This window comes from Kitasatospora sp. NPDC096128 (assembly GCF_040303105.1).
In the GTDB taxonomy this organism is placed as follows: Bacteria; Actinomycetota; Actinomycetes; order Streptomycetales; family Streptomycetaceae; genus Kitasatospora.
Window position 1 is genome coordinate 1 of record NZ_JBEOSP010000058.1, and the last position, 25,215, is coordinate 25,215.

Here is a 25,215-nt window from a genome sequence, read left to right on the forward strand (position 1 = left end):
CGGGCCGGGGGGGGGGGGGGGGCCGGGGCCCCCGCGGGGGGGGGGGGGGGGGGGGCGCGGCCCCCCCCCCCCCCACCCGGCCGGACGTCAGACGATCGAGACCGCGGAGACGTAGGCGTTGTTGAGGGGCACGCTGCCGCCCGCGTAGAGGTTGTAGTTCCTACCGTTCGCCGTGATGACGCCGTTGTTCCACAGCGAGGTCACCGAGTACACACCGCCGACCCCGGGGTAGATCGTGCCGACGCTCCCCGCGTAGCACAGCTGCCAGTAGCCGCTGCTGTCGTGTATCCAGAGCTCGATGCCGTACGCCTCCGCGCCGCCGCCCGGGCACTGCACGCTTCCGATCGCGCTGGCCGGCGAGGCCGCCAGGACGCTGCCGCCGATGAGGCCCGCGGCCGCCAGCGCCACGGCACCGATTCGTGTGATCTTGCGACGAGCCATCTGCTTCTCTCCTCGTGTCGGACCGTTTCGACAACCGGCTGACCGGCCGGCTCGACACCATCCTTGTGTCAGCGGAAGCCCGCCACCACGACGTTGGCCGGACGTTGGGCCGACACTCGCGTCGTGGGGCCCTCATGCCCTGGGCATCCACCCGCCGACGGGCCAGATCCGGGCGAGCGCCGAACTCGCAGTCCTCGAGCCTGCCGCAGCGGTGGCCTCACGCCGACCCGCGGCCGTTCCCGCCTGGGCGCGGCGACGGGGGTGCCGGCTACCACCACGTCCTGCGCTCCTCACCTCCGGCGGACGAGCTCAGGCCCGATCCGGTGAGCCGTCCGGAGCCGGCGGTGCAGGACGCGGCCGTACCCCGGCCGGCCACCCTCCACGAGCTGCGCACCGCGCTGTCCCGCTACGGCCTGCCCGGTGACCGCGACCTGTTCGAGCGGTACCTGGCCGCCGTCGCCGAGGTCATCACCACCCACCACCACCTGGTCCTGCGCACCAGCCCCGAGGCCACGGCCTCCCTCGCCGCACCCATCGGCGGCCAGCAGTGGACCCCGGCCACCGATGTGTTCGCCCGGCTCCGCGCCGCCGGCGGCGACCGGTGACCGACCAGCCCGAACAGCCGGCGCCGCTGCACGTCTTCCTCTCAGACGCCGCCGAAGCCACCCTCGCGACGCTGCGCCATTCGCTCGCATCTCCCGGAACAGGTATGCGTAGGCACTGTCCAGGGTCAGCTGCCGGGGACCGCGCGGATCGCCCTGGTCGAGCAGCCGGATCAGCTCGCCCGTCAGCTCGGTGTACTCGGCGTCCACCGGCGCCAGCGCCAGGCTGTCCGCGGCCCCCATGAAATACATCCCGTGGACCGAGGGCAGGGAGAACTGCTGACGCGGCGACCGGTCCCCGAGACTGGCCCGCCCCGAGTGGCAGCAGTCCAGCACGACCGCCACCGTGGTGGCCCGGCTGGTGTCCACCGCCCGCCGCACCGCCGACAGGGACAGCGCCTGATAGCCCTCCTGGCCCGAAGTCAGTCGGTCTGTACCACGCGCCGACAGGTACAAATCCCCGTCGGGCCCGATCTGCCCGTGCCCGACGTAGTAGATCAGCAGACAGCCGCGCGCCGCCTCCGCTTCCTGTGCAACAGCCCTGGCCAGCCCCTCCGCAGTGGGCTCGTCGAGAACCATCCGGATATTCGCGGGTGCCGCACCGCACCGGGACACCAGCCGCTCCGCCAGCGCCCGCACCGTCCTTGCGACGCTCGGCAACGGCTCCAGAAAAGGGCCGTCATGCGTTCCCGTGCCGATCAGGAGGACCCGCACGCCCTCCTGCGCCAGCGACATCACCGCCCGTCAGCCTCATTCACCGGGTTCGGAACGGCAACTTCCCGCTGGGCAGGTGGCTCGGTGGCGTCCAGCATCCGCACTGTGTCCCGCAGGAGCTCGCGCAGCGCTTCCTGCGTCAACCCCTGCACCCGCTTGGCCGACAGGTCCAGCGTCGTCCCGTCCGGCCGCGTCACCTTCACCGTGACTTCGGCGCGCTGCTGGCGGATCCACGCGAACAACGCCGTGGCCAGCCCCGTCGCCAGCCCGCCAGGGCCGAGCGCGACCGCGAGCGCCTCCATCACCGATCCCATGGTGCCGGCGACCTGCCGCTCGACCGGGCTCGTCCGGCCGCGCAGCTCCGGCACGCCCGCAAGCCAGGACCGCAACGAGTCCAACTCGCCGACCACCGGGCTGCCTTCCAGCGTCAGCTGGACATCCACTGACCCCACCTCGCAACCGGAACTACCCGATAACCCGGACAGGCTATCCGACAGACAGTCATCTATGGGGCGGAATGGATGGACTGGGGTGGTTCGTCCCAGGACGGCGGCACCAGTTCGTCTGGATCTGCGCTCTGGAAGGAAGGTCCTGAGCGTGTCAGGCATGCCAGGCTATCGGGACGACGCGCGCTTCCCACGACGGGCGAATTCGGCGGCGTAGGCGGCGCGTGTGGACGCCGTCTCCTTGGTCCACTTCTCGGCTGCGGAGATGTGCAGGCCGAGCAGGCGGTTGAGCACCACAGCGGGGAGTTCGGCGGAGAGTTCCATCAGTGTGGTGTTGCGGGCGGGTCGGGCTCGGATGCCCAGGGCGGTGAGCTTGCGGGCTGAGCTGTTCCCCGCACCCGCAGGATGAACTCCCGTACCACGCAGTCACGCCGCGGCGCACACGTGCTTCCGGCGTCCACGGATGTGGCGGGGGGTGCCGTGTACCGAGCCCGAACCGGCCGCTCGCCAGCCACGCACACCCCTGCCGCCGGCCGCCCCTTGCGGGCTACCGGCGGCAGGGGCCCGGCGGTGTCAGGCCTTGAAGAACGCCCGCAGCCACTGCTGCGGGCAGTCCGACTCCGGGGCGGTGAAGAAGCGGAAGATCGCCTTGTCGATGTCGCTGCGCACCAGAGTCCCATCGCCGTCACCGTCGAGCTTGGCAAACTCCTCCACGGCACCCGCGGAGGAACTGTTGCGGGCCTTCAGGTACTTCTCGAACTCGGCCTTGCCGACCTTCCCGCTCCCGTCGGCGTCCATGAAGGCGAAGACCGCACGGGCGAGGTTCTTGACCGGGTCGGGCAGCGTCTCGGGCGTCTTGCCGACCATCGTCCTCTCCACCCAGTGGAGCATCTCGTCCTTGGACAACTTGCCGTCCTTGTTCGAATCGGAGCTCCGGATGATCTCCGTGACGATCCGGCCCACCGCCTCGCCCCGTTGAACCTGCTCCGCGCTCTGCCCCTCGGAGCGCGGAGCCAGGTCACCAGGGTCGACGAAGCCGCTGCGGCTGGTGTCGATGAGATCGAACAGTTCAAGAACCCTCTGCTTGTACGCGCCCATGGTCATGGTCCTTCCGCGATGAACGGTGCCGGTCGGGGATGGTTCGCCCAGCAACCTAGCCAGCGACCGGCCGCCCCGCCCCCACCTGCGGGTGCGCCCACCCGGTTGGGCGAACCGAAGCCATGACAGCAAGGCGGCCTCCGGGAGCCCGACCTGCACTGGGCTGTATCAGGGCCGGTGCTCTTGTTCGATGCAGTTTGGTCCGGGATCGAGATCACCGGAGAGGATCACCTGCGCGTCGCACTGGAGCCTGGGTGCTATGCCGTGCGCGCGGCGCATGTTGAGCCCGATCCGCTGACCTCACTTGTTCTCGTCCAATTGCGGCTCCTCCCGCAGCAGTGAGTCGGCACGAGCGATCCTCGTGGCGAGGTGCTCGGCATGCTGAATGAGGAGCTTGTCGGTTCGAGTCCGACATGGCCCACCGGTCGCCGGTCGGTGGATATTCCGCCTGACCTGCGTTTTGGCGCCCCGCCCGGGTTTTCCGGGCGGGGCGCTCACGCGTTCTCGGCCCCGCGTGCGGGCGACCGGGGTGAGCCCCGGCGTGTTGCGGCGCGTCCTGCTACGGGGCGAGGAAGACCACCGACTTGAACAGCCGCAAGGGCCCGGCCTTCGTACCCGCCTTCAGAGTCGTGCTCGGACCAAAGCATTCCTCCTCCAGGTAGAGCAGCACGTCCTCGTCGGTGCGGTTGTTCGGGCTGAAGGCGTTCTGGGCCGGATGCCCCACGATCTCGGGGATGTCGATGCACTTGTTGGAACTCGGGTCCAGCAGCACCGACGTGGTCGTGGCTCCCGGGAGGCCGTAGTGGTAGTCGAGGCGGCCGAGGGCCGCGTGGGCCGAGGTGGGAATCGCCACGGTGAGAACCAGGGCGCCGAGAGCGGCACCGACCGCATGACGAAGACGAAGACGCATAGGGGGCTTCCTCTGTTCGGAGGCGGCCAACCGGAGGTAGGCCGTCCGATCCGAACATGGACTGAACGTTCCTTCCGCAGGCCTCGACACGGAGGCGCACAGGGGTGATCAAGGGGCGCGAGGAAGGATCGGAGGGGACGCGGCCGGGCCTTTCGCGTCCGTGGCCCGAGCGGGGGAGGTCGGACAGCGTCCAGCCGGAATGCGCTTCGCTGCAGGCCGGCACCAGACTGTCCGGGCTTCCGGTGCTTGGGGACCGGTGTGGTCGACCACGTGGGCTGGTTCGGTGCGTTGGGCTGAGGGCCGTCGGCCCCGGCGGGTGGGGTCAGCCGGTGTGGAGGACGCGGAAGTCGTCGGGGGCCGCCGGGTCGCGGTCGGCGACCTGGACGGGCGGCCAGGCCCATTGCCACACGCCGGTGCCGGGTGCCCGGGTGAAGCGGATCGGGCCTCGGGTGCCCTGGACGGTGGCCGTCGGCCAGGCCGCGGCGATGCGGTCGCGGTCCGGGCCGGTGGAACGCAGCAGCTCGGCGAGGACGGTGACGGTGTCGTGGCCCTCGAAGGCGACGAAGGACGGTGCCTCGCCGAGCCGTTCCCGCAGGGCCGCCGCGACGCGTTCGCCCTCGGGGCCGAGCTGTTCGGGCAGGTAGCGCAGGAAGGGGACGGCCGCGCCCTCGTCGCCCAGCAGCGCCCGCCACTCGGCGAACTCCGGCTGCCCCGCCGGGGCGCCGATCAGGACCTCGGCGAGGCGCTGGTCACGACGGACGGCCCGGACGATCGGGACCGCCGGCTCCGGGTTGCCGACCAGGAGGAGCAGCGCCGTCGCGCGGTGCCGGACGAGCTCCCCGCACAGGTCGGCGGGGGAGAGCGCGCCGGTGTCCAGCTCGACGACGGCGCCGCCGCGCGGGGCGAGGTGCTCCCGCAGGATGCGGGCCCCGGCGGCCCAGTAGACGCTCGGTTGGGTCGCCACGGCGATCCGGCGGTGGCCCGCGCCGAGGAGGAAGTCCGCGTAGATCCGCCAGCCGTGGGACTGCGCCGGGCACAGCCGGGCGACCCGGTCCGTCGGCTCGTCGGTGAGCGCGTCGAGGACGGCCGAGGAACAGAGGTACGGCAGGCCGAGGGCGTCCGCCCGCGCGGCCACGGCCCGGGCGACGACGCTGTGGTACTCCCCGGCCAGGGCGACCACGCCCAGGCCGGCCAGCGCGTCCACCGCCGCTGCGGCCCGCTCGGGATCGGCCGCGGTGTCCCGGACCAGCAGTTCGAGCGGCCGGCCGGCGATTCCGCCGGCGGCGTTGACGTCGCGGACGGCCGTCTCCAGCCCGGCGAGCAGGTGCCGGCCCGCCTCGACCCAGCCCGGCCGGCTCAGCGGGACGAGGACGCCGATCGGCACGGACGACCCGTCGGCCCGCTCCGCGCCGGATGACGGTCGTGGCGTACTCATCGCTGGCGTCTCCCGCCTGACGGTTCGGTGGCAGGTGCGTCGGGAGCGCCGAACGGTGGGTCGGGCACACCCGCGTGATCATGCTGGACACATTGCAGCCGCCGCCGGGGCGGATGGCAAGCGGTTTTCCCTGAAGCGGCGTCGCTCGCAGTCAATTGCAATCAGGCGCAATCAGGCGCAGTCGGTCGCAGTCGGTCGCAGGCAAAGGAAGGCCGTGGTCGAGGGGTTGTGGGGGACCCGGGTGCCGGGGTCGACACCTGGCACCTGTATGTTGATCAGTCGCCGACCCCGCTGCGCTCCCGTCCCGGAGCCGACGCGCGCGGGTCCGGCCCGGACCGGTGCCCGTCTCGCGGAGGTCGGGCCGCCGGCGCGGGGGACTTCGGAAGGACCTGGCCCGGGGCGGAAGGCCGCTCATCGTCCCGACGTTCCCGAAGGATCCCGCATGACCGTTCCTGTCCCGCCCGACAGTCCGCAGTCCGGGGAGGGGCCCGCCGGCGCCGACCCGTGGGCGCCGCTGACCCCGGGGCAGAGTGAGGCGCCGGCCCCGGAGTCGGCTCCCGCGCCCGCCCCCGTGCCCGCGCCGGCCGGTGCCCCTGCCGCCGCCGTCGGCGCCCCGGCCCCGGCCCCGGTCGACGCCGCCGCCGGTGCGTACCCGCCTCCGGCTGATGCGGCCGCCGGTGCGTACCCGCCCCCGCCGTACTGGCCGGGGTACCCGGTGTCTGCACCCCAGCCCCGCAACGGTCTGGGCGTCGCGGCGATGGTGCTGGGGATCGTCGGTACCGTCCTCAGCCTGGCGATCATCCTGTTCTGGCTGTCCTGGCTGCCGGCCCTGCTCGCGCTGATCTTCGGCATCATCGGCCTGGGGTACGTGCGCAAGGGCGAGGCGACCAACCGGGGGGTGGCCCTCGCGGGCGTCATCCTGGGCATCACCGGCCTGCTCGTCTCGGTCGGCGGCGGGGTCTTCGTCGTCATGCAGGTGCACTCCGCGAACCAGGAGTGGAAGGCCGAGCAGGCCGCCGCCCGGGCCCGCTCCGAGGAGGAGGACCGGGCCGCCGCGGACCGGGCCGCGAAGGCGAAGGAGCGGCTCGACGCCGCGAAGAAGAAGTTGGCGGAGGAGCAGCAGGCGAGGGCCGCGGACGAGAAGGCCCGCCATCTGGGCTTCGGCCAGTCCTACACCTACTCGGACGGGTTGAAGGTCACGATGGCCCCGCCGGAGCCGTACGTCCCGGACGAGACCGTGTTCGCGGCGCCGAAGAACACCACGATCATCCAGGTGCGGATCACCATCACCAACACCGGTTCCAAGGACGCCTCGCTCGCCGCGTCGGGGATGCCCTTCGTCCATGACGCCAACGGCGGCCTGGTCACCACCCTGATCGACGGCAGCGGCCGGATGAAGTTCCCCGCCAAGTCGCTGGCACCGGGCGAGGAGTCCACCGGGGTGTCCGCGTACGCGCTGCCGAACGGCGCGGCGGACCCCTTCACCGTCCAGTTCGTCTACTACGGCGCCGGGCAGGGCGGGAAGGCCGTGACCTGGACCGGTTCCCCGACCGGCTCGCCGAGCTGACCGGTCTCCGACACCCCCTCGACCCCTGACCCCCCGAGCCTCGGATCCCCCCGAGGCTCGGGGGGTCAGTCGTGTGCGAGGCAGCGCCGGAGTTCGTCGAGCCGGTAGAAGTGGCTGCCCTCGGCGACCGGGCGGCAGGCGGGCTTGAAGTCGGTCTCCTGCTCGTTGTAGAGCATCCGGACCAGGTGCTCGGCCGGGCTGCCGCCGGCGGGCGCGTTATCGTAGAGGTCCCACTGGATGTTCGCGGCCATCGGCGCGACCTCGGCGCCGCGCCACGGGTTGTTCCGGTAGCTGTAGGGCTGTGCCGGATCGGCGCCCTCGGTGCTGCCGGGCAGGCCCATGAGGGCGGCGAGCGGCTCGATCTCCTCGGCGTGGGTGAAGCGCAGCACCGCGCCGTTGTGGTTGCTGCCATCGGCCCTGGCCCGGGCCTGGGCGAGGAGGTCGTCGAGGAGGACGCCGGCCATCTTGTAGGTGATGGTGCGTCCGCTGAAGGCGGGGCCCTTCCGGTAGAACTCCTCGGCGTCGTCGAGGTAGCCGAGCCAGCGGGCGTCGTGGCCGGTGAGGTAGCGGGACAGGTCGACCTCGGGCGCCTCCAGGCCGAGATCGGGCGCCGCGCTGTAGAGCTCGTACAAGGAGCGGGCGAAGGAGACCTGTTCGTCGACGGGCAGCGCCGCGACGAAGTCCGCCCGGAAGAGGCGGGTGAGCGCGTGCCGGGCCGCTTCGGCGGTGCGCGGATCGGCGTCGTTCCGGGCGAGGACCGCGGCCAGGTCGGGGTCGTCCGCCAGGTAGGCCCGGTAGTCGGCGTTCTGCGGCTGCTTGTGGAAGTACAGCAGGTCCTTGTCGGTGACCGGGGCCTTGATCAGGCCCGCCAGCTCCGGTTCGCCGGCGGTCAGGCCGGCGGTGAAGGCGTCGGCGCTGGCCACGGCGCGCGGGACGCCCGAGGTCTCCACCACGACGGGCTCCCGGTCGGCGACGATCGTCCGGAACAGGGACGGCAGCCGCTGTTCGAGGCGCAGTGCCGTCTGCCGGTGTTCCCGGGCGCCGAGGGCGGAGAGGTTGCCGTAGCCGAGGGTGGCGGCGGCGGTCAGCAGCGACCGCACCTGTGGGGCGAGTTCGGCCCCGAGGCCGGTGAGGGCGTCCTGCTCCTCGGCCCGGACCAGGACGGCGAGCACGGCGTCGCCGTCCTCGCTGCCCGTCATGGCCCGGGAGCCGTGGCGGGCGACGTTCTCGGTGAAGACCGGACGGAAGCCCCGCGGGGGTTGCTGGTAGTCGGCCGGATCGCCTTGCGGCTGGTAGGGGGTCTTGGTCCCGTAGCGGCCGTGCCGGTCGGGGCCGGGGTGGTCGTGGGCGGAGGCGGCGCCCGCGCTGGACAGGGTGCCGATGGCCAGGGTGAGGGCCAGGGCGGCGGAGAGGGCGGGGGTGCGCTTCACGGCGGTCCTCCGGGGCGGGTCGGGCGGGGGTGGGGCGGGTCGGGTGGCCGGGGGTTTCGGCGCTGTCGGCGCTGTCGGCGCTGTCGGCGCTGTCGGCCGCGCGCATGCTGGCATGTCCACGTGAACGGGAGTTGACGTGCCACCGGCGGCAACTCGCCAGCCTGGCCGGAAAGATGGCCCCGAGTCGGCCGAACTCGCGATCTTTCGGACAGTGCACGATCAAGCTCTTGATCTACGGCCGGGCGGCTCCTAGATTGCGGTGCAATGTCACACTGAGGCGATCGACGCGGCGTGCCTGGGGGACCGGTGCCGGACACTGCACAGGAAGTACCGCACCAGACCACCGAGAAGCTGCCTCGGGTGTTCTACCGGCTGGCGCTCGGCGACGCCCTGTCCACCTACGGGAGCCAGCTCGACCTGGTGGCGCTCAGCCTGTTCGCGTACGAGGCGGCGGGCAATGCGCTCGGCACGGCCGGGTACCTGATCCTGCGGCTGACCGGCGGTTTCGCCGGGGGAATGGTCGCCGGACGGCTCGTGGCCCGGGTCGACCGGCGGCGACTGATGACCGGCTGCGCGCTGGCCCAGGCGGTGGCCCTGGTCGTGGTGGCGCTCGCCCCGGTCTCTTTGCGCATCCCGGTGCTCTACCCGCTCGCGCTGGTCTTCGGCGGCGCGGCCGCGGTGTGCGCCGTCGCGCTGCGCACCAGCATCCCGGAGATGGTCGGCGCCGAGCGCCGGGCCCGGGCCAACAGCCTGATGGCGACCTGTCGTTCGGCCGCCATGGTGCTCGGCTTCGCCTCCGCGGGCGTGGTGGTCGCCTGGGCCGGGTTCCGCGCGGCGCTGCTGATCGACGCCTCCAGCTTCGTGGTGTTCGCCGCCGTGGTGGTCCGGCTGCCGCTGCGCACCCGGCCCGAACCGGCCGAGCGGCCCGTCGCCGACATCGACGCCGACACCGACAGTGGCGCCGACACTGGCGCCGGCAAGGCGAAACGATTCGGCAGCCGGTGGCAGGCACTGATCGTGCTGCGCGCCGCTCCCGTGGTCGGCGCGATGGCGGCGATCCGGCTGCTGGACGCCTTCGGCTCGGCCGCGCACAACATCGGCCTGCCGGTCTTCGCCAACCAGCACGACCCCGGCAATCCGGCCGCACTGCTGGGCATGTTCTGGGCCACCTGGGCGGTGGGCAACCTCGGCGCCCAGCAGCTGGTCTCCCGGCTCATGCTGTGCCGGGGCATCGAACCGGGCGAGCGCGCCTTCGCGCTGGGCACCTGCCTGATGTCCGGCTGCTTCATCCTGATCTTCACCGGACTGCCGACCCCGCTGTTCCTGCTGGTGGCGATCGGCGCGGGGTTCGGCGACGGCTTCACCGAGATCTCGTACACCACCCGGATCCAGGCCCTCGCCGACGAACGGCGCGGCCAGGCCTTCGGGTTGCTGGCCTCCGCCGAGAACGTCGGCATGGGCGCGGGGATGCTGCTCAGCGGAACGCTGCTGTCGCTGCTCAGCCCGCTGACCGTGGTCGGCGTCTCGCACGCCGTCCCGATCGTGCTGGCGATGGGCTTCCTGGTCCACGTCACCCGGTCGCGCAAACGCTGAAAACCATTGCAGGGCCTCGTACTTCCGCGCCGCACGTCACCGCATCGCATGTCACCGCACGTCAACGCATGTCACCGCACCGCCCATCACCACGCCCACGAAGACCGCGCCACCGGATCCGCCGACGCCCCACCGGGCCGCAGGCCACCCCGATCCCCCCCACCCTCCGAGACCCGGGGCAGCCCCACCCGCGCACGCCCCGCACCGATCCGAAAGGTGCCGTAGCTGATGAGCTCCACCGGTTCCGAGCGTGCCCGGCTGCGCGCCCTGGAGGCCCGGCTGCTGGTGCGTGCCGAGGTCGCCGACTGCGCGCTGCTCCCGGTCGAGCGCGCCGACGGCCGTCCCGGCCTGCTGGCCTACCTGGTGCCCGCCGCCGACACCGACCCCGCCGCGCTGCGCCGCCGGGCCGCCGCCGCCCTGTTGGACGCCGACCCGGGCGCCGTGGTCCACCTCCTGGACGGCATCGTCCGGACCCCGGACGGCGAGCCCGACCGCGCCGCCCTCGGCGCCGCGACGGCCCGGCCGCCGGCCGGGCCCGGGCCCGCCCTGCGCCACCTGCGCGAACTCACCGCGCACTGGCGGCCGTTCGGGGCCAACGGAGCCGCCGCCCGCCCCGCCCCGGACGGTTCGACGGCCGCCCCCGACGGTGCCACCCCCGAGGGCCCCGGAGTCGAGGCGGTCGGCGCCCCGCTGCCCGCTCCGGCGCCGGACGCGCCGCGCACCCTGCCCGAGGCGCTGCTGCGCGCCGCCGAGCGGCACCCCGAACGCGGCCTGCACCTGGTCCGGGCCGATGGCGGGGCGACCGCCCTGAGCTACCGCCGGCTGCTGGACCGGGCCCGGGAGACCCTCGCCCTGCTGACCTCCGCCGGGCTACGGGCGGGCGACCGGGTGATTCTCCAAGTACCGGACCCGGAGGACTACTTCGCCACCCTGTGGGCCTGTCTGCTGGGCGGGGTGCAGCCGGTCACGGTGGCCCGCCCGCCCGGGTACGACCAGCCCGACCCCGTCCTGGAGAAGCTCTGGCACGCGTGGCAGACCCTGGAGGAGCCGCCGGTGCTCGCCGCCGGCCCGGCGGTGGCGGGCCTGGCCCGGCTCGGGGAGCTCTACCCGGCGCCCGGCCTGCGGGTCATCGCGGTCGACCGGCCCGCCGACGGCGCCGCCCCGTCCGCCGACGGCGCCGCCCCGTCCGCCCGCATCGGCGCCGAGCACACCCCGGACCCGGGCGACGTCGCGATCCTCCAGCTCTCCTCCGGCAGTACCGGCCGCTCCAAGGCGGTGCAGATCACCCACCGCGGCATCCTGGAGTACGTGGCCGGCGCGGTCGCCCAGGGCAACGCGCCCGAGGACGTCACCGTCAACTGGCTGCCGCTGGACCACGTCGCCGGGCTGCTGATGTTCCACCTGCGCGACGTGGCACTGGCCGCCGACCAGGTGCAGGTGCCGACCGAACTGGTGCTCGCCGATCCGCTGGTCTGGCTGGACACGCTGGAGCGCTACCGGGGTGCGCACTCCTGGTCGCCCAACTTCGGCTACCGGCTGGTCGCCGAGGCGGTGCGGGCGGCCGGCCCCGGGCGGCGCTGGGACCTCTCCTCGGTCAAGTCCCTGATCAACGCGGGGGAGCAGTGCACCGAGGCGGTGCTGGACGAATTCCTGGCCGCCACTGCACCGTTCGGCGTCCGGGCGGAGCACGTGCTGCTCGGCTGGGGCATGGCCGAGACCTGCACCGTCGTCACCTACAAGCGCTACCACGAGGACGGCGCCCGCCGCCTGGTGCGCACCGACTCGCTGACCGGCCGGCTGGAGCCGGCGGACCCGGACTCCCCGGAGCGCGGCACCGCCTTCCTCAGCATGGGGCGCCCCGCCCCCGGGGCCAGGATGCGGGTCGCGGGCGAGGACGGCCGGGCCCTGCCCGAGCACTGGGTCGGCCGGCTCCAGGTCAATTCCGGCCGGGTGACCCCGGGTTACCTGAACAACCCGGCCGCCGACCGGGAGTCCTTCGTCGGCGACGGCTGGTTCGACACCGGGGACCTCGCCTTCCTGGCCGACGGGGAGGTGGTGCTCACCGGCCGGCGCAAGGAGATCATCATCGTCAACGGGGTGCACCACTTCTGCCACGAACTGGAGGACGTGGTCGCCTCGGTGGCGGGGGTGCGCTCCGGGCACGTCGCCGCCTTCGGGGTCCCGGACGAACGCACCGGCACCGAGCAACTGGTGATCGCCTATGTGCCGGAGGAGCCGGACGCCCCCGCGGCCCCGGTGGCCGCCGAGGTGCGCCGGCTGCTGGCCGCCCGGCGACAGCCCGCCCCCGTGCTGGTGCTGCCGGTGCCGGCGGCCGGGTTCCCGCGCACCACCAGCGGCAAGATCCAGCGCACCGCCCTGCGCGAGCGGCTGCTCGACGGCGAACTCGACGAGCACATCGTGGCGTTGGACCTGGCGGAGGCCAACGCCCGCACCCTGCCGGACTGTGTGCGCCGGACCGTCTGGGAACCTCGTCCGGTGCCGGACGTCCCCGAGGTCCCCGACGCCGCGGCGGCCCGGACGACCCTGCTGCTCGGCCCGGCCGGCCCCGGAACCCTCACCGGGGCGCTGTGCGCCGCCCTGCCGGGGGCCGTGGTGGTGGAGCAGCCGCCGACCGCCGACCCGGCGCAGTGGCTGCGGGCGCTCGGCGAGCAGCGGCCCGGGCGGGTGCTCCACCTGTGGGGCGCAACCGGCGGGCCCGTGGACGCCGTTCCGCCGGACCAAGCCCTGCTCGCCCTGCTGCGGGCCCTCGCCGAGCGGCCGCCGACCGGCGAGCTGGTCACCGTCAGCGTCGGACTGCACGCCGTGCTGCCAGGTGAACTCCCGGACCCGGCAGCGGCGTTGACGGCGGCGCTGACCGCCGGCGGCAGAGCCGAGCAACTGGTGCCGGCCGCCCGGCACATCGACCTGCCGACGGGCCTGCCACCTGCCGAGCAGGCCGCCGCGCTGCTCGCCCTGCTGGCCGAGCCCCGGCCGGAGCCAGAGTGCGCCTGGCGCGAGGGCCGCCCGTGGGTGCCCCGGCTCGGCCCGGTCGGTCCCGCCACCGACGCGGGCCCCGACGCGGGGGCCGGCGCCGAGGGCTGCTCGCTGCTCTCGCCCGGCGCCCGCTACCTGGTCACCGGCGGGCTCGGCGGGATCGCCGCCGAACTGCTGCCCGGCCTGCTGCGCGACCACGGCGCCCGGCTGCTGCTGGTCGGCCGCACCGACCTGGACGCGCCGACCGCCGAGGCGGCCGAACGCCGCGCCGCGCTGCACCGGCTGTCCGGCTACGGCGGCCGGGTCGACTACCGCCGCGCCGATGTGACGGACCGCGAGCAGCTCGCGGCGGTGGTCGCCGAGGCCGAACGGGACTGGGGAGCGCCGCTGGACGGCGTGCTCCACCTGGCCGGCGCCTACCGGATCGCCCTGCTCTCCGGCACCGGCCCCGAGGACTGGCGCGAGGCGGTGCGCGCCAAGACCACCGGCACGGACCACCTCGTCGAGCTCGTCCGGCAGCGGCCCGGCGCCCAGTTCGTCGGCTTCTCCTCGATGGTCGGCTTCCAGGAGGCCGTCGGCTCCACCGCGTACGCCGCCGCCAACCGCTACCTGGAGAGCGCGGTCGAGCGGCTGCACCGGGAGACCGGCGCCCCGGCCTGGACGGTCTCCTGGGGCCTGTGGAGCCGGGTCGGGATGAACCGCGCCACCGACCACGAGCAGGCCTCCGCCGCCCGGGGCATCGCCGTGCTGAGCGCCGCGCACGGCCGCCGACTGGCCACCCTGCTGCTGTCCGGCCCGCCGGGCCGCTGGTACGCCGGGCCCGAGCCGAGCGCCCCCGCCGCCCGCCGCCACCTGCTGGCCACCGCACCCCGGCCGGTTCCGGAGGCGCCCGCCGGCCGTACGGACCGGGAGCGGCCGGAGCGGCGGACCGCCGAGCCCGTCCCCGCTGCGGCCTCGCCCGCCACCGCAGAGCTGCGCCGGACCGTGCTGGACGCCTTCGAGGCGGTCCTCGACGCCCCGTTGGACCCGGCCCGTCCGCTGACCGAACTCGGTATCGGCTCCCTGCAGTTGATGCGGGTGCACGGTGCGCTGAGTGCTGCCCTGCCCGCGCCCCCGGCGCCCACCGAACTGTTCCGGCACCCCACCGTGGACGCCCTGATCGCCCACCTGACCGAGGCGCCCGCCGGGGTCCCGGCCGCTGTCACCGCGCCCGCTGTCACCGCGCCCGCCACCGCGCCCGCCGCCCCGGACGGCGGAGACCGCCGGGTGGCCATCGTCGGCCTGGCCCTGCGCTTCCCCGGCGCCGAAACCCCCGAGCAGTACTGGCGCAACATCGTCGACGGGGTCTGCAGCACCACCCGGTTCACCGAGGAGGAGCTGGCGGCCGCCGGACTGCGCCCCGAGGAGTACCGTCACCCCGACTTCGTCCCGGTGTCCGGAGCGCTGCCCGACGCCGACCGGTTCGACGCCGAGGCCTTCGGCATCAGCGGCACCGAGGCCGCGCTGATGGACCCCCAGCAGCGCCTGCTGCTGGAGATCTGCCGACAGGCCCTGGAGGACGGCGGCTACGACGCCCCCGACCCGCACCGCCGGGTCGGGGTCTTCGCCGGCACCGGGATGACCCTGTACGCGCTGCGCACCTACTACCAGCACACCCTGGCCGCCACCGTCGACCCGGCCCAGCCGGTGTCCGCGCTGCAGACCGCGATCGGCAACCAGGCCGACTTCGCGGCCACCCGGGTCGCCTACCGGCTGGGCCTGACCGGCCCGGCGGTCGGTGTGCAGACCGCCTGCTCCACCTCGCTGGTCGCGGTGCACCTGGCGGCCCAGTCGCTGCTGGCCGGCGACTGCGACCTGGCCCTCGCCGGGGCCGCCGCCCTGCACATCCCGCAGGCCGCCGGATACCGCTACGAGGAGGGCTCGATCCTCGCCCCCGACGGCGAGTGCCGGGCCTTCGACGCGGAGGCCGCCGGCACCGTCGGCGGCAACGGGGTCGCGGCCGTCCTGCTCAAACGCCTGGACCGGGCGCTCGCGGACGGCGACACGGTGCACGGCGTGATCCTCGCCTCGGCCGTCAACAACGACGGCGGGCTCAAGGTCGGCTACACCGCGCCCAGCGTGGACGGCCAGGCGGCGGTGGTCGGCCGGGCGCTCGACCTGGCCGGGGTGCCGGCCGAGAGCGTCGGCTACATCGAGGCGCACGGCACCGGCACCCCGCTGGGCGACCCGATCGAGTTCCGGGCGCTGGCCCAGGCGTTCCGGGCCCGGACGCAGGCCGCCGACTTCTGCGCGCTCGGCTCGGTGAAGCCCAACATCGGCCACCTGGACACCTGCGCCGGACTGGCCGGGCTGATCAAGGCCCTGCTGGTGCTGCGGCACGGCACCATCCCGCCGCTGGTCAACTTCAGCCGCCCCAACCCCGCGCTGGAACTCGACGGAAGCCCGTTCCGGCTCTCCGCCGAGCGCCGCGCCTGGCCGGCCGGCGCCACCCCGCGCCGGGCCGGGGTCAGCGCGCTCGGCGTCGGCGGCACCAACGCCCACCTGGTGCTGGAGGAGGCACCGGCGACGGCCGCGCCGCACGGCGCCGACGGCCCCCGGCAGGTCCCGACCGTGCTGCCGCTGTCCGCCCGCACCGAACAGGGCCTGACCGACCTGGCCGGACTGCTCCGCGACCGCCTCGCCCACGGGCCCGCCCCCGCCCCCGGCGACCTGCCGCTCACCCTGGGCGGCGGGCGCCGCGCGCTGCGCCACCGCCTGGCCGTCACCGGCGTCGGCCCCGAGGAACTGGTCCGGGGGCTGGAGGCCCACCTGGCGGGCCGCACCTCCGGAGCCGTACCGGTCCGTCGCGAGGCCCAGCGCGCCGACGTCCGGCCGGTGCTGCTCTTCACCGGCCAGGGCGCCCAGTACCGGGGCATGGCCGCCGAACTCCACCGCGCCTTCCCGGTCTTCCGGGCCGTCCTGGAGGAGTGCGACCGGCTGCACCGCGAGGCCTGGGACGAACCCCTGCTGCCGCTGCTGCTCGACGCCGTGCCCCGAGCCGCCGCCGACGACTGGACCACCGAGGCGGCGCAGCCCGCGCTGTTCGCCCTGCAAGCGGCCCACTTCCGGCTCTGGCAGGAGCTCGGGCTCCACCCGGCCGCGGTCGCCGGGCACAGCGCCGGCGAGTACGCGGCCTTCCACGCGGCGGGCGCGCTCGACCTCGCCGACGGGATGTTCCTCACCGCGCTGCGCGGCCGGCTGATGCACCGGGCCACCGCACCCGGCGCCATGACGGCGGTGATGGCCGGCCCGCAGCGGCTCGCCGAACTCGCCGGGCGGCTGCCCGGGGTGGAGCTCGCCGTGGTCAACGGCGCCGGCCAGTGCGTGCTGTCCGGCCCGCCGCAGGAGACCGCGGCGGCAGAAGCGGTGCTGGCCGCCGAGGGTGTGAGCACCGAACGGCTCGCCACCGACCGGGCGTTCCACTCCCGGCTGCTCGACCCGGTGCTCGAACCGTTCCGCGAGCAGCTCGCCCGGCTGCGCCTGCGGCCGCTGGCCGTACCGCTGGTGAGCAACCTGGGCGGCGAGGTGCTGGCCCCCGGCACCGTGCCCACACCCGACTACTTCGTGCGGCAGACCCGGGAGACCGCCCGCTTCGACCTGGTGCTGGCCGCCCTGGACGGACAGGGCCACGAGCTCTTCCTGGAGCTCGGCCCGCACCCGACGCTCACCGGCATGGGCCGCCGGGAGCTGCCGCACCGCCACTTCCTGGCCGCCGCCCGGCGCGGCGCGCCGCCGGAGCGGCAGTTCGCCGCCGCAGCCGCCGCGCTGTGGTCGCACGGCGTCCCGGTCGACTGGGCGCGCTACGCCGCCGCCCGCGACTGGCCGGACGGCCCGGCCCGCCGGGTGCCGCTGCCGACCACCGTCTTCCAGCGCCGCCGCCACTGGTTCACCGCCCCCGACCGGCCGACCACCGAGGACCCCGCCATGCACCAGGCACCGCCGCCCCAGCAGACCGCCCCGGACCCCGTCGCGGCGGCGCCCGCCGCGAGCCCCGAGCAGCTCGCCGAGGAGGCGGTGCTGCGGCGGGTGCTGGAACAGACGGCCCGCCAGCTGGGCCACGACGAGGGGACGATCGGGGCCGACGACCCGTTCTTCGACCTGGGCGCCGATTCGCTCGGGATGATCAACATGATCCGGGACCTGGAGCGGGCCTTCCGGGTGCGGGTCTCGATGCGCGAACTGTTCGAGGCGGCGGACACCCCGGCCCGGCTGGCCGGGCTGATCGCGGGGCGGCTGGAGCCGGCGGTCCGGGACGGGCTCGTGCCGGCCGAGGCGCAAGAGCCGATCACTGTCCCCGAGGCGGCTCCGGCCCCGGCGCCCGCTGCGGCACCCCAGGCGGTCGTGCCCGCCGTGCCCGCCGTGCCCGCCGTGCCCGTCCAGGTTGTCCCGGTCGCCCCGGCGGCCCCGGCCGCGCCTGCGCTGCCGGTGGCCCCCGCCCCGGTCACCGACGGCACCGGCCTGATCGAGCGCCAGCTCGCGCTGCTCGGCCAGTTCTCCGACCTGATGCGCGACCAGCTCGGCCTGCTGGCCGGGATCGGGACCGGGGCGGTGCCGTCGGCGTCCGCCCTCGCCACCGCGCCCGCCCCGGCCGTCGAAGCCGTCTCCGCCACCGCAGCTCCCGCCCCCGCACCCACCGCCCCGCAGGTGCACGGCCCCCGGGTGACCGTCGCCCGAGAGTCCGGCATGGCCTCCGGAGGCCTGACCGAGCAGCAGCGCGCCCACGTGGACGGGCTGGTCGCCCGCTTCACCGCCCGCACCGCCGCCTCCAAGGCGGTCACCCGCCGCCACCGGCGCACCCTCGCGGACAGCCGGGCCGTGGTCGGTTTCCGCTCCTCGACCAAGGAGATGCTCTACCCGCTCGCCGCCCGCCGGGCCCGCGGCTCCCGGCTGGAGGACCTCGACGGCAACACCTACGTCGACATCACCATGGGCTTCGGAGTCCTGCTGTTCGGCCACGACCCGGAGTTCGTCACCGAGGCCGTCCGCGAGCACCTGGCCGGCGGCCTGCGGCTGGGCCCGCGCGGCCCGGAGACCGGGGAGGCCGCCGAACTGCTGGCCGAGCTGACCGGCACCGAGCGGGTCGCGTTCGCCAACTCCGGCACCGAGGCGAACGCCGGGGCGATCCGGCTGGCCCGCGCGTACACCGGCCGGGACAAGATCGTCGTGTTCGAGGGCTCCTACCACGGCCACTTCGACCACACCCTGGGCCGGACGGTGGGCCACGGCGCCGACCGGGAGACCGTCCCGGTGTCCAGCGGCATCCCCGGCAGCGCGGTCGCCGACCTGGTGGTGCTGCGCTACGGCGATCCGCACAGCCTCCAGGTGATCGAGGAACTCGGCGACCGGATCGCCGCCGTGCTGGTCGAGCCGGTGCAGAGCCGCCACCCGGGGCGCCGACCCGTCGAGTTCGTCCGCTCGCTGCGCGAACTGACCGCCCGCCGCGGCATCGTGCTGCTCTTCGACCAGATGCTCACCGGCTTCCGGCCCCACCTGCGCGGCGCCGAGGGGTTCTGGGGCGTGACCCCGGACCTCTCCACCTACGGCAAGGTGCTCGGCGGCGGCTACCCGATCGGCGCGATCGCCGGGCGGGCCGACCTCCTGGACGGGATCGACGGCGGCCACTGGGACTACGGGGACGACAGCTACCCGCCCAAGGACACCACCTTCTTCGGCGGCACCTACATCCAGCACCCGCTGGCGATGACCGCGGCCGGCGCCGTGCTGCGCCACCTCAAGGAGGCCGGCCCCGGCCTCCAGGAGCGGCTGAACGCCCGCACCGACGAACTGGCGGCCACTCTCAACGGGTTCTTCGAGGAGGAGGAGTTCCCGCTGCGGCTGGCCCACTTCGGCTCGCTGTTCCGGTTCGAGCCGCGGGCCGACGTGGAGCTGTTCTTCCCGGAGCTGCTGACCCGCGGGGTCTACGTCTGGGAGTGGCGCAACTTCTTCCTCTCCACCGCCCACACCGACGGCGACCTGGAGTTCGTGGTCGACGCCGTCCGGGAGTCGCTGCGCGGCCTGCGGCGCGGCGGCTTCTTCCCGGCCCCGCCCGGGGTGCGGCTGCCGGCCCCCCGCCCGGCGGCCGGGCTGCCCGGGCCCGCCGCCGCGGCGCAAGCCCGTACGCTCACCGAGGAAGCCCGTACGGTCACCGAGCCCGCCCCGACGCCGTACCTGTACCAGCCGGTCCGCGACCCGCGGCGCCCGGTGGACTTCAGCCTCTACTTCTTCGGCGACTACCCCCTGGACTCCCCGGAGGACGAGAAGTACCGCATCGTCCTGGACAGCGCCCGCTACGCCGACCGGCACGACTTCCACGCCGTCTGGCTGCCGGAGCGCCACTTCCACTCCTTCGGCGGGATCTTCCCCAACCCCTCGGTGCTGGCCGCCGCGCTCGCCCGGGAGACCAGCAGGATCCGGCTCAACGCCGGCTGCGCGGTGCTGCCGCTGCACCACCCCGTCCGGGTGGCCGAGGAGTGGTCGGTGGTGGACAACCTCTCCGGCGGCCGGGTCGGCCTGGGCTGCGCCAGCGGCTGGCACCCCAACGACTTCCTGTTCTTCCCCGAGAACTACGGCGGCCACAAGGAACTGATGCACCGTCAGATCGACACCGTCCGGGCGCTGTGGCGCGGCGAGCCCTACCGCGGCCGCAACGGCAAGGGGGAGCCGATCGAGGTGACCCTGCACCCGCGCCCGTTGCAGGAGCGGCCGCCGATGTTCACCGCGATCGTCGGCAACCCCGACAGCTTCCGCGAGGCCGCCCGGCACGACCTGGGCGTCATCACCAACCTGATGACCCAGGACATCGCCCAGCTCGCCGAGAACGTCGCCCTCTACCGGCGCACCCGGGCCGAGCACGGCCTGGACCCGGAGGCCGGCCGGGTGGTCGTCCTGGTCCACACCTACCTGGGCGCCGACCTCGCCACCGCCCGCGCGCAGGCCTACCGCCCGTTCTGCCACTACCTGCGCTCCTCGCTCTCTCTGTTCGGGCAGATGGCCAACAGTCTCGGCCTGACCCTGGACTTCGAGAACACCCCCGAGGAGGACCTGGAGTTCGTGCTGGAGCGCGCCTACGAGCGCTACTGCGCCTCGCGCGCCCTGATCGGCACCCCGGACAGCGTGCGCTCCGTGCTCGACGAGCTGAGGGCGGCCGGCGCGGACGAGATCGCCTGCTTCGTCGACTTCGGGCTCGCCCCCGACCTGGTGGCCGCCGGCCTGCCGCAGATCGACGCCCTGCGCCGTTCCACCGGGCGCGGCGCCCCGCTGTCCTACGCACAGCAGCGGATGTGGTTCCTGCACCGGATGATGCCCGACGCGGCGCAGTACAACGAGGTCAAGGCCGTCGAACTGGCCGGCCCGCTGGACCCGGACGCGCTCGACGCCGCGCTGCGGGCGCTGGTCGAACGGCACGTCGGGCTGCGCACCGTGTTCCGGGAGCAGGGCGGCGAACCGTTCCAGCAGGTGCTCCCGGCGCCGGACGGCCCGGTGCTGGAACGGGTCCCGGTGGACGGGGCGGTGAAGGGCGCGCAGGCCGGCCCGGCCCAGGACGCGGTGGCCGCGCTGGTCGCCGCCGAGGGTGCCCGCCGCTTCGACCTGGCCGAGGGCCCGTTGTTCCGCGCCGCGCTGCTGGAGACCGGGCCCGAGCGGCACGTCCTGGTGCTGTCGATGCACCACATCGTGATCGACACCCTGTCCACCGTGGTGATCACCCGGGAGCTGGGGGAGCTGTACCGGGCCGCCCGGGAGCAGCGGCCCCACCGGCTGCCCGCGCTGACCACCACCCCGGCCGCCGAGGCCGCCCGGGAGCGGGCCGCGGTGGCCGCCGGGGCCTACGAGGAGAGCCTCGGGTACTGGCGCAAGGTGCTCGGCGGCGACCTGCCGGTGCTGACCCTGCCCACCGACCGCCCCCGCCCCGCGGTGCCGGACGGCCGCGGCCGCGCCCACGTCCGCCACCTGCCCCGGGAACTCTCTTCGGGTGTGCGGGAGTTGGCCCGCAGTCGGCGCTCGACCCTGTTCATGGTGCTGCTCACCGCCTTCGCCGGGGTGCTGCAGCGCTACGCCGGCCAGGACGAGGTGGTGCTGGGCACTCCGCTGGCCAACCGGGCGGACGGCACCGAGGACCTGGTCGGCTTCTTCGTCAACACCCTCGCGCTGCGGCTGGACCTCTCCGGCGAGCCGGACTTCGCCGAGGCGCTGGACCGGGTCCGCTCCGCCGCGCTGGACGGCTACGAGCACCAGGAACTGCCCTTCGAGGTCCTGGTGCAGGAGCTGAACCCGCAGCGGGACACCAGCCGCAACCCGCTCTTCCAGGTCATGGTCGAGTTCGAGAACCACGCCGTCTTCGAGCTGGACCTGCCCGGGGTGACCGCCCGCCCGCTGGACCACGTGGTCGACCGCTCCGCGTTCGACCTGTCGCTCTTCCTGACCAACCTCCCGGACGGCATCCGCTGCCACGTGGAGTACGCCGAGACCCTGTTCGACCGGGCCACCGTGGACCGGCTGTTCGACGCCTTCGAGCGGCTGCTCACCGCCGCCGTCGCCGACCCGGCCCGGCCGCTGATCGAGCTGGCGGCCGCCCCGGCCGACCCCGCCCTGGAGTGCGGGCCCGAGGCGCAGCGGGCGCCCGCGCACCCGCTGGCCACAGTGGCCGCCACCGCGGCCGCCCGTCCGGACGCCGTCGCGGTGGTCGCCGTCGACGGGACGGAGACCGACTACCGGAGCCTGTACGCCCGGGCCGAGGAACTGGCCCGCCGGCTGCTCGCCGCCGGGGTGCGCGAGGGGAGCCGGGTGGGAGTGCTGCTGCCGCGCTCGGTGGACCAGGTGGCCGCGCTGCTGGCCGTGCTGCGGCTGGGCGCCGTGCTCGTGCCGATCGACCCGGTGCAGGGCGCCGAGCGCTGCCGGCTGATCGCCGCCGACAGCGCGCCGACGGTGCTGCTCACCGCCCCGGGCACGGACCTGATGGGCATTTCGCTGCCGACCGTCCAAACCGACACCGACACCGACACCGAGCCCGTGGGCGGGGCCGAACTGCCGCTGCCGCCGCTGCCCGTCCCCTCGGCGCGGGCCGCCGCCTACCTGCTGTACACCTCCGGCTCCACCGGCCGCCCGAAGGGCGTGCTGATGCACACCCTCGGCCTGGCCTCGCTGATCGCCTGGAACACCGCCGAGCACCCGGCCGCCCGCACCCTGCAGTACGCCTCCTGCGGGTTCGACGTCAGCATCCAGGAGGTGCTGACCACGCTGGCCGGCGGCGGCACCCTGCTGCTGATCGAGGAGGAGACCCGCTACGACATCACCGCGCTGGCCGCCGTCGTCCGCGCCACCCGGGCCGAGCGGCTGCACCTGCCGTACACCCCGCTGGCCGCGCTGGTCGCGGCGCTCGGCGACGAACCGGTGCCCCACCTGCGCGAACTGGTCCAGGGCGGCGAGCAGTTGCTGCTGACCCCCGCGCTGCGGGCGTTCCTGGCCCGCAACCCCGGCTGCCGGCTGCTGAACCACTACGGCCCCACCGAGACCCACGGGGTCACGGCCGGCGAGGCCACCCCGGACGGACCGGACCACGTCTCGATCGGCCGCCCGGTGCCGGGCACCCGGATCGTGCTGCTGGACGCCGCCGGACGCCCCGTCCCGGCCGGGGCGGTCGGTGAGATCCACGTGCTCGGCGTCCAGGTCGGGCTCGGCTACCCCGGCCGGGCACGGGAGAGCGCCGCCGTCTTCACCGACACCCCGGAGGGCCGCCGCTACCGCACCGGCGACCTCGGCCGGTGGCGGCCGGACGGCACCCTGGAGTACCTCGGCCGGGCCGACCGCCAGGTCAAGGTGCGCGGCTACCGGATCGAACCGGGCGAGGTCGAGACCGTGCTGCGGACCGTACCGGGCGTGCGCGGCGCTGCGGTGACGGGACGCCGGACCGCGACGGGCACCGCACTGGCCGGGTACGTCCAGTGCGCGGCAGCCGACCTGCCCCGGGTGCGCGACCGGCTGGCCGACCTGCTGCCCGAGCACATGGTGCCCGGGCTCTGGGCCACGGTCGCCGACCTGCCCTTCAGCGTCAACGGCAAGCTCGACACCGCCGCCCTGCCGGAACCGCTGCCGCTCGGCGCCGGCCTGGCCGCCGTCGCCCCGGCCACCGAGCTGGAGCGCACTGTGCAGGGGCTGTGGGAAGACGAACTCGGCCGCCCCGCAGGCGTGGAGACGTCCTTCTTCGACCTCGGCGGCCACTCGCTGGCCGCCACCCGGCTGCTGAACCGGGTCCGCGAGGCCACCGGGCTGCGGATCGGCGTGCTGGAGTTCTTCCGCCGCCCCACCATCCGGGCGATGGCCGCCCACCGCCCGGCCGTCCAGGACCGGCCGACCCCGGCCTACGAGGAGGGCACCCTGTGACCGCCACCGCGCCCACCGCCGACGAGGGCTGGGACCGGCTCGTCCGGCTGCTCGACGAACGCGGGATCGTCCTGCGCACCACCGGCGACCGGCTCGGCTACCTGGCCCCGCCCGGGGCGCTGGACCAGGAGGTGGCCGGGCTCGTCCGGGCGCACCGGGAGCGGGTGCTGGCCGTCCTGACCGGCTCCGGCGCGGCGCTCGCCGCCGCACCGGCCGGGCTGGCCCAGCACCGGTTGTACCGGATGCACGGCCGCTCCGCCGACCCGGCGGTGTGGAACATCACCCAGCGCATCACCCTGCGCGGGTCGCTCGACCCCGAGCGGCTGGCCGCCGCCCTCACGGCGCTGAGCGAGCGCCACGAGAGCCTGCGGACCCGCTACCAGGACACCGAGCTGGGCCTGCTCCAGCAGGTGCGGCCGAACACCCCGGTGGAGCTGCCGGTCGAGGACCTGCGCACGCTCGCCCCCGCCGCGCAGGACGAGGCGCTCGCCGAGGCCACCCGGGCCGAGGGCGCCCTGCCGTTCGACCTGGACGGCGCCCGGCTGCTGCGCGCCCGGCTGCTCCGCCCGGCCGAGGACGTCTGGGTGCTGCTGCTGTCGCTCCACCACATCGTGGTCGACGGCTGGTCGCTGGCCACCCTGCTGGCCGACCTGGGCGCGCTGTACCGCCGGGACGGCGCCCCGCTGCCGGACCCCGGCCGGATGACCGACCACGCCTGCTGGGAGCGGACCGTGGTCACCCCGGCCGCCGTCACCGAAGCCCTCGACCACTGGGCCCACGTCCTGGGGGACACCCCGCCGGCGGTGGACCTGCCCGCCGACCGGCCGCGCCCCGACCAGCGCTCCGGGCGCGGCGGCACCCTCGCCTTCCGCGTCCCGGCGGCGCTGGCCGAGGCGGTGGGCCGCTGCGCCGCCTCGCGCTCCACCACCGCCTCGGCGGTGCTGCTGGCCGGCTACGCCCGGCTGCTCGGCGAGCTGACCGGGGCGGCGGAGACCCTGGTGGTGCTCTCGTACGCCAACCGCACCCGGCCGGTGGACGAGCGGGTCGTCGGCCTGCTCACCACCGGCCTGCCGATCCGGCTGCCCACCCGCCCGCCGGGCGGGTTCGGGGTCGCGGTGGACACGGCGGCGAGGGCGGTGGCCACCGCCCTGGACCACGCCAAGGTGCCCTTCGGCCAGCTGATCGAACCGCTGCGCGAGCGCGGCGTCGGGCTGCCGGCCGGGTACCCGCAGGTCCTGCTCGCGGTGCAGAGCACCCCGGCGATCGCCCTCGACCTCCCCGGTCTGGCCGTCGGGATCGAGGACGTGCCGGGCCCGTCCACCCGCGCCGACCTCTCCGTGCTCCTCACCCCGGACCCGGACGGCTACGCGGGCCAGGCCGAGTACGACGCCGACCTGTTCGAGCCGGAGACGGTGCGGGCCTGGCTGGAACGGATGGTGGCCGACCTGGCCCGGGAGCTGACGGACTGAGCGTGCCGGCCGCTGCCCGGCGTGCCGCCCGGCGAGGGATCCGTTTCAGGACCCACTGGACCGACCGGCCACCAGGCGTAGGGATGGTGGGGATTCCCCC

General features: G+C 74.8%; 13 protein-coding genes and 1 pseudogene. 6 read left to right on the forward strand and 8 right to left on the reverse strand.

The window, feature by feature from the left end; all coding sequences use genetic code 11:
- Positions 1 to 87: 87 nt before the first annotated feature.
- A complete protein-coding gene (locus ABTY61_RS37350; protein ID WP_350509646.1) occupies positions 88 to 441 on the reverse strand; it encodes a hypothetical protein in 354 nt (117 codons plus the stop codon).
- Positions 442 to 764: 323 nt separating this feature from the next.
- Between ABTY61_RS37350 and ABTY61_RS37355 the strand changes: the two genes are divergently transcribed.
- Positions 765 to 1,046 carry a hypothetical protein gene (locus ABTY61_RS37355; RefSeq protein WP_350509647.1) on the forward strand — a complete coding sequence of 94 codons (282 nt, stop codon included), beginning with the start codon at positions 765 to 767 and terminating at the stop codon, positions 1,044 to 1,046.
- Positions 1,047 to 1,139: 93 nt separating this feature from the next.
- On the opposite strand, the pseudogene ABTY61_RS42090 reads toward ABTY61_RS37355, so the two are convergent.
- The 4 genes and pseudogenes from ABTY61_RS42090 to ABTY61_RS37370 all read right to left on the reverse strand — a co-directional run.
- Positions 1,140 to 1,778 (reverse strand): annotated as a pseudogene (locus tag ABTY61_RS42090) (caspase, EACC1-associated type); the annotation flags it as partial.
- A complete protein-coding gene (locus ABTY61_RS37360) occupies positions 1,778 to 2,200 on the reverse strand; it encodes an effector-associated constant component EACC1 (protein ID WP_350509648.1) in 423 nt (140 codons plus the stop codon). The gene ABTY61_RS37360 and the pseudogene ABTY61_RS42090, both read right to left, overlap by 1 nt.
- Positions 2,201 to 2,371: 171 nt before the next feature.
- Positions 2,372 to 2,527 (reverse strand): hypothetical protein, encoded by a 156-nt coding sequence (locus tag ABTY61_RS37365; RefSeq protein ID WP_350509649.1) that lies wholly within the window; start codon positions 2,525 to 2,527, stop codon positions 2,372 to 2,374.
- Between the two features lie 249 nt (positions 2,528 to 2,776).
- On the reverse strand, positions 2,777 to 3,307 hold the full coding sequence (locus ABTY61_RS37370) for an EF-hand domain-containing protein (RefSeq protein ID WP_350509650.1): 531 nt from the start codon (positions 3,305 to 3,307) through the stop codon (positions 2,777 to 2,779).
- 147 nt (positions 3,308 to 3,454) lie between these two features.
- On the opposite strand from ABTY61_RS37370, the gene ABTY61_RS37375 reads away from it, so the two are divergent.
- On the forward strand, positions 3,455 to 3,643 hold the full coding sequence (locus tag ABTY61_RS37375; protein WP_350509672.1) for an Imm21 family immunity protein: 189 nt from the start codon (positions 3,455 to 3,457) through the stop codon (positions 3,641 to 3,643).
- A gap of 217 nt (positions 3,644 to 3,860) precedes the next feature.
- Here the strand turns inward: ABTY61_RS37375 and ABTY61_RS37380 are convergent, their stop codons facing one another.
- Both ABTY61_RS37380 and ABTY61_RS37385 read right to left on the reverse strand, forming a co-directional pair.
- Positions 3,861 to 4,211 (reverse strand): hypothetical protein, encoded by a 351-nt coding sequence (locus ABTY61_RS37380; RefSeq protein ID WP_350509651.1) that lies wholly within the window; start codon positions 4,209 to 4,211, stop codon positions 3,861 to 3,863.
- A 322-nt stretch (positions 4,212 to 4,533) separates the two neighbouring features.
- On the reverse strand, positions 4,534 to 5,646 hold the full coding sequence (locus ABTY61_RS37385; protein WP_350509652.1) for an ABC transporter substrate-binding protein: 1,113 nt from the start codon (positions 5,644 to 5,646) through the stop codon (positions 4,534 to 4,536).
- A 442-nt stretch (positions 5,647 to 6,088) separates the two neighbouring features.
- On the opposite strand from ABTY61_RS37385, the gene ABTY61_RS37390 reads away from it, so the two are divergent.
- Positions 6,089 to 7,213: a DUF4190 domain-containing protein gene (locus ABTY61_RS37390; protein WP_350509653.1), complete on the forward strand. Its 1,125-nt coding sequence runs from the start codon at positions 6,089 to 6,091 to the stop codon at positions 7,211 to 7,213.
- A gap of 65 nt (positions 7,214 to 7,278) precedes the next feature.
- On the opposite strand, the gene ABTY61_RS37395 is transcribed toward ABTY61_RS37390, so the two are convergent.
- Positions 7,279 to 8,643, reverse strand: a complete 1,365-nt coding sequence (locus ABTY61_RS37395; protein WP_350509654.1) for a histidine-type phosphatase — start codon at positions 8,641 to 8,643, stop codon at positions 7,279 to 7,281.
- Between the two features lie 306 nt (positions 8,644 to 8,949).
- On the opposite strand from ABTY61_RS37395, the gene ABTY61_RS37400 reads away from it, so the two are divergent.
- From ABTY61_RS37400 to ABTY61_RS37410, 3 genes are all read left to right on the forward strand, one after another.
- Positions 8,950 to 10,236: an MFS transporter gene (locus tag ABTY61_RS37400; RefSeq protein WP_350509655.1), complete on the forward strand. Its 1,287-nt coding sequence runs from the start codon at positions 8,950 to 8,952 to the stop codon at positions 10,234 to 10,236.
- Between the two features lie 228 nt (positions 10,237 to 10,464).
- The gene (locus ABTY61_RS37405) at positions 10,465 to 23,646 is read left to right on the forward strand and encodes a non-ribosomal peptide synthetase/type I polyketide synthase (RefSeq protein ID WP_350509656.1); all 13,182 of its coding nucleotides are present in this window, start codon (positions 10,465 to 10,467) and stop codon (positions 23,644 to 23,646) included.
- Positions 23,643 to 25,115 carry a condensation domain-containing protein gene (locus ABTY61_RS37410; RefSeq protein WP_350509657.1) on the forward strand — a complete coding sequence of 491 codons (1,473 nt, stop codon included), beginning with the start codon at positions 23,643 to 23,645 and terminating at the stop codon, positions 25,113 to 25,115. Before ABTY61_RS37405 ends, ABTY61_RS37410 begins: the two co-directional genes overlap by 4 nt.
- The last annotated feature ends 100 nt before the right edge of the window (positions 25,116 to 25,215 follow it).